Raw genomic sequence first — 4103 nt, forward strand, 5'->3', positions numbered from 1 at the left:
CGACATCCGAGGCTGGCTCGCCGACTGGAACGAGCACCCCAGACCCTTCGCCTGGACGAAGACAGCCGACGAGATCCTCGACAAAGTCGCTGCCTACTGCCGACGAATCTCTGACTCAGGTCACTAGTTTACTCACGGCAGATTCATTGGTCAGTGACCAAGACATGTGGGGAGAAGTCATGGAACAGCCCGTCATCATCTCCGGGGGCGGCCCGGTCGGCCTCTGGCTCGCGGCAGAACTCCGGCGCGGGGGTGTGGACGTGATCGTGCTCGAACAGCGCCGGGCAATCGACCGGCGCTCCAAGGCACTCACCATCCACCCGCGCACCATCGAGGTGCTCGCCTCACGCGGCGCGCAAGGCCCGTTCCTCGACGAGGGCCTGCACATCCCAAGCGGCCACTTCGCCATGCTCGACGAGCGCCTCGACTTCCGGAGGCTCGCCACCCCCTTCCCGTACACCCTCGCCCTGCCCCAGGCCCGCACCGAGGAGCTCCTGCAAGCCCAGGCACTCGAACTCGGGGCTCGGGTCCTGCGCGGCCACCGCGTCACCGGGTTCACCGAGTACCCGGAGCGGATCGTCGTACGGGCCGAGGGCCTTGACGGCCCGTACGAACTGCCGGCGGCCCACCTCGTCGGATGCGACGGCGCCCGCAGCACCGTCCGCACCACCGCCGGCATCGGCTTCCCCGGCACCCCTTCCACCGTCTACGGCTGGCTCGCGGACGTGTACCTCGACAGCCCGCCACGGGCCGGCTTCAGCACCTTCGGCCCCCTCGGCGGCCTGATGGTGGCACCGATGCCCGACGGGCGGTACCGGCTCGTCGGAGTCAGCCCCGACAGCCTCACCACGACCCGGCCGGGCCGGCTCACCCTCGCCGAACTGCGCGACAAGACGATCGCCGTCGCCGGAGAGGACTTCGGCATGCGGGACCCCCAGTGGCTTTCCCGCTTCGGCAACGCCACTCGCCTGGCCGACCGGTACCGCCGCGGGCGCGTCCTCCTCGCCGGAGACGCCGCCCACCAGCACTTCCCCGCGGGCGGAGTCGGCATGAACGTCGGCATCCAGGACGCGCACAACCTAGGCTGGAAGCTCGCCGCCACCCTGACCGGACGCGCCCCCGACAGCCTGCTCGACACCTACCACGACGAACGCCATCCGGTAGGGGCCCGACTCGCCGAGCACAGCCGTGCCCAGACCGCGCTGATGTCCTCCTTCACCCTCGAGAACCTCGCCCTGCGCGCCCTGCTCAACGACATGATCGCCCGACGCCCCGCGTTCAACGAGGACCTGGCCCAAAGCCTCACCGCCCTCGCAGTCCACTACCCCGCCACCGCCCCGGACGCGCATCCCCTCACCGGCACCCGCGCCCCCGATCTGGCCTTCACCGGCTCCGACAGCAAGCTGTTCAGCCTCCTGCGGGCCGACGCCCACCTCCTGCTCCTGCCGCACGACGCCGTCCACGCGTCCGCACCGGACCGGCCCGGCCTCGTCGTCCGCACCGGACCGCTCAGCCGGCCCCCCGCCGCGTGGGCCGACGTACGCGCCGCCCTGATCCGCCCCGACGGCCACGTCGCCTGGATCGGCACAGAGGAGGACGGCGCCGACCTCGCGACCGCCGCACAGAAGGCCCTCACGGCATCCGCCCTCCCGCCCACGGTGTGACCGGAACCACCTACACGTCCGTGCACTTCCGTCGCCGCGGCGCATCATGTCTGAGGCGGACGGGGCCGAGGGCGTCGTGGTCAAGAAAGGGCCTAACCAGCCCTTTTCTTCCCGGATATCGCGGGACTCGCGCAGTGAGTACAGGTAGCGGCGCTGGTGGCGCCGGGCCTGGACGAGGCCGGAACAGCTCGTGCGGTGGATCAGCAGGGCTGTGTGGTGGTGTCATGACGGTGCTGTTCCACCCCCGAGAACAGAAGCGTGCTGTCCCTTGGGGGCCTGCAGCGGCCGGGCCCGAGCGTGTCAGCGGTCAGGGAATTCCCGGTCTTCGACTGGTTCCGCGCCACGGAACTCCCCACCCTCGTGGTCACGATTCCTCAGGGGGACGGTGATCGCGGACCGGGGCGTCGTGCGTGGCGGCAGGGTGCGGATCTCCACCCTGGTGGGTGCGCGGGCGGTGTTCTCACGCGTGCTGGGGCGTGGCGTGCAGTCCTTCGAGGAGGGTGGCCAGGTAGCGGTGTGCGGTGTCGATCCTGTCGGCGGGTGTGCCGCCGTGGACGTTGACGGCGTAGGCGATGCCGCACATGAGCGGGACGAGGTCGGCGGCGGCCACGTCACGTCGGACCGCTCCGGCATCGCGAGCCCGGTCGAGGAGCGCGGTGCTGACCGACCGTAGCGTCTCTTTGAGTTCCGTGGTGCGCGGCAGGGTGTCGGCGGCTGCGGCGGCGACCGGGGCGAGGGACGCGTCGGTGACCTGCGCTTCGACGGTGCGGAACAGGAAGCCTTCGAGTGCGTCCCAGGGGTCGGTGTCGGTCAGAGCCTGCTGGCCGTGGTCGGCCAGGGCTTCCAGGCAGGGAGTGGCGACGGTCTCCAGGAGCGCCTCGGGGGTGGCGAAGTGCCGGTAGACGGTGCCGACTCCGAGCCCGGCCCGGCCGGCGACGTCGTTCAGTTGCAGGGGTGCACCCTGGTCGACCAGGGTGCGGGCGACCGCGACGATCCGGTCCCAGTTGCGGGCCGCGTCCTTGCGCAGGGGCGTCGTCATGGGGCCATGCTAATCGGATTCTCCATCCGGATGATGCGGCCGACAGCACCCGCACCGCCTGGCGGGTCAGGAGACCGTGAGAGGTGCGTACCGTTCACTGAGCCGGCGCACGTCCTGGGCGATACGGGGGTCGGTCGCCGCGCGCAGCGGCGTCACCGGGTGCGCCTGGGCCCCGATGACGATGCCGGTCATGCCCGCGAGGGCTTCGTCAGTGGCGGCGACGATCGAGGGCCGGGCAGCCACGGACGCCGGACCAGAGGTGGAGCGTTCGAACTTGCGACGCACCAGCGGCCACAGCAGCCGCAAGGCCGGTGAGACGATCTTCGGGTCGGCCAGAGTGCCGTCGGTCATGTCGGTCGCGGCGCCTCCCGGGTCGGCGGCGAAGACGGAGGCGGCCGTGCCCTTCAGCCGGTTCGCCAGGTCGAGCGTGTAGGCGAGGTTGGCGAGCTTGGCGCGGCCGTACCAGTGGAAGCCGTAGTAGCCGCCAGGCGGCTCGACGCCGTCGAAGGCCCTCTTGGCGAGCCCGACCGCGCCCGAGGTCACGTTCACGATCCTGCTCGGCTCCCCGCCGGTCAGCGTGGGCAGCAGCAGTTCCGTCAGCAGGTACGGCGAGAGGTGATTGACGACGAACGACGCCTCGATGCCATCCAGGGTCCGTCGCTGCGGGAACATCGCCCCCACGTTGTTGACCAGCACGGTCAGCGGGTCGCCGGATGCGGCGTGCTCAGCGGCGATCCGGTCGGCGAGCGCGCGCACCTGGTCGAGCGAGCCGAGGTCGGCGGGCAGGAACCGTCCGCGGCGCGCCGGGTTCGTTGCATTGATTCGGTCGACCGCCCAGGCGCCCCGGTCGGCGTCGCGTCCGACCACGGTGACCGAGAACCCGGCGCCGGCCAGCCCCAGGGCCGTCTCCAGTCCGATGCCGGCCGTCCCGGCCGTGACAACAGCCGTCTTGGTCATGCGCTCCTCCACCCAGTCATGCGGATAATCCATCCGCTTGTTGGAGACCGTAGCAGACAATCGGATGAACTATCCGCTTAGAGGTGTCGGGCGCCATGAAGCCCCGCCCCTCCGAGCACGCACTGAACCGACCCGTCCTCCGAAGGCGCGGCCGAGGCGGCGTGAAGGGCCGGTCTTCGCTCTGCGGAGGGAGGGGAGACCGCCCCGACCCGGTGTCGTGGCGATTTTCGAGCGGCGTAGGCCCCGCTGTGGCGGACCGTGGGACCGGACGGCGAACTCGCCGTGATGCCGGTCCAGCGCCGGTACCTGAGCCGCGACAAGTACCCCCGCGGGTGGACCGGACGGCGTCCCCCGGGTCCAGGTTCCTGCCGGCGTCGGGCCGTTGTGAGTGGGTGGTGGGGTGGCAGTGGGTGGGCGTCAGCGGGCTAGTGATGTAGGTGTCC

3 protein-coding genes are annotated in these 4103 nt (G+C 70.9%); 1 reads left to right on the forward strand and 2 read right to left on the reverse strand.

Annotated elements, in window-relative coordinates:
- Window positions 1–179: 179 nt before the first annotated feature.
- Complete coding sequence (locus EF903_RS29660) at window positions 180–1664, forward strand: FAD-dependent monooxygenase (RefSeq protein ID WP_125548089.1); 1485 nt, start codon at window positions 180–182, stop codon at window positions 1662–1664.
- A gap of 460 nt (window positions 1665–2124) precedes the next feature.
- On the opposite strand, the gene EF903_RS29665 is transcribed toward EF903_RS29660, so the two are convergent.
- Together EF903_RS29665 and EF903_RS29670 are read right to left on the reverse strand one after the other, a co-directional pair.
- Window positions 2125–2703: a TetR/AcrR family transcriptional regulator gene (locus EF903_RS29665; RefSeq protein ID WP_125548090.1), complete on the reverse strand. Its 579-nt coding sequence runs from the start codon at window positions 2701–2703 to the stop codon at window positions 2125–2127.
- Between the two features lie 66 nt (window positions 2704–2769).
- The gene (locus tag EF903_RS29670; protein WP_125548091.1) at window positions 2770–3660 is read right to left on the reverse strand and encodes an SDR family NAD(P)-dependent oxidoreductase; all 891 of its coding nucleotides are present in this window, start codon (window positions 3658–3660) and stop codon (window positions 2770–2772) included.
- Window positions 3661–4103 lie beyond the last annotated feature (443 nt).

The organism is Streptomyces sp. WAC05292 (assembly GCF_003949955.1).
GTDB lineage: Bacteria > Actinomycetota > Actinomycetes > Streptomycetales > Streptomycetaceae > Streptomyces > Streptomyces globosus.